Here is a 1362-nt window from a genome sequence, read left to right as displayed (position 1 = left end):
GATCGATTCACGGCCACGCCGCGGCATCAGGCATCTGGCCACACAGGTCGTGCTCGTCGTCGCCGCAGCGATCGCCTACTTCGGCGTCAGAGGACTGACCGAAGGAAGCCAGACCACAGCAGTTGGCAACGGCAACCGAGTGCTCGACCTCGAGCGCTCCCTAGGAATCGATCTGGAACAAACATTCCAGGGAGCGATCCTCGACCATGACACGATCGTCACGGCGGTCAACTGGATCTACATCTGGGGGCACTGGCCAGTCATCGGGCTCACGTTGGCCTGGCTGTACCGGAGTCGACGGGCGTCATTCTTGCTGCTTAGGAATGCGATGTTCATCTCCGGCGCCATCGGCCTGGTCATCTTCATCTCATTCCCTGTTGCTCCGCCGCGCTTGATGCCCTCAGGTTTCGTCGACACCGTCACAGAGTTGTCGACCTCGTATCACGTCCTCCAACCGCCGGCCCTGGTCAACAAATTTGCTGCGGTACCCAGCTTGCATGTCGGGTGGAATCTTCTCGTCGGCGTGCTCATCTTCACGAGGTCGTGCAGCAAAGTCGCCAAACTGTTCGCCCTTGCCGGGCCGGCTCTGATGGCCTTCGCTGTCGTGCTGACGGCGAACCACTACATCTTGGATGCCATCGCCGGCTCAGTCGTGGCGCTCGCGGGACTGAGCGCAGCAGGTGTATTGGCTCGACGCAACCATCGTCGAGCGTCGATTGGCGGCACTCCGAACATCGACCGGTGCCGTGTCGTCACTGACCTGCGCTGCAATCACCCCGAACCGGAATCGGTTGCGTCCGACCGAGCGGCCTGACTCTCGCTCTGTTCCGACGGCGCTTCGTGCGGTTGCTTGAGCCTGTGTTCGTTCAACGTGTTGCCGGACCCGGGAGCAGTTCTGGGGCCGAAGCGGGTTCCTTCTCTGCAGTGGGCGCGGCGGGGTTCAGTGTGAGCACCGCCTCGCGTCGTGAGTAGGAGTCAGGGATGGACCGCGAAACGATTCAGGCCGACGTCGTCGTGATCGGGATGGGTCCCGCGGGCGAGCACGTTGCGGGCACGCTTGCCGAACGAGGCCTGTCGGTGGTCGGTATCGAGTCGGATCTCGTCGGCGGTGAGTGCCCGTACTGGGGATGCATTCAGTCGACGATGATGGTCCGAGCCGCCAATCTGCTGCAGGAGACCCGGCGGGTCAACAGAGTCGCGGACACTGCGACGGTCGTGCCCAACTGGACGCCGGTTGCCGAATGAATTCGTGACTCGGCCACCGATGATTGGAACGATCAGGTGGCCGTCGATCGGTCCATGGGCTAGCGGGAGTTTCCTGGCTAGGCCGTTGAGCGGCGTGTGGGGTGTTGTTGAGAAACT

Annotated in this window: 1 protein-coding gene and 1 pseudogene; both read left to right on the top strand. The window is 62.4% G+C overall.

The features are described 5' to 3' along the window. Nucleotides 1-814: phosphatase PAP2 family protein (locus ACH2EI_RS22080; protein ID WP_395161613.1), on the top strand; the 814-nt coding region annotated here is incomplete at its 5' end. 167 nt (nt 815-981) lie between these two features. Next, nucleotides 982-1242, top strand: a pseudogene (locus tag ACH2EI_RS22075) (FAD-dependent oxidoreductase); the annotation flags it as partial. Nucleotides 1243-1362: the final 120 nt, after the last annotated feature.

The sequence above is a fragment of the Ilumatobacter sp. genome (genome assembly GCF_041688325.1).
Classification (GTDB): domain Bacteria; phylum Actinomycetota; class Acidimicrobiia; order Acidimicrobiales; family Ilumatobacteraceae; genus Ilumatobacter_A.
Note: the sequence above shows the minus strand (reverse complement) of the source record. Positions and strands in the feature narration are given on the sequence as shown.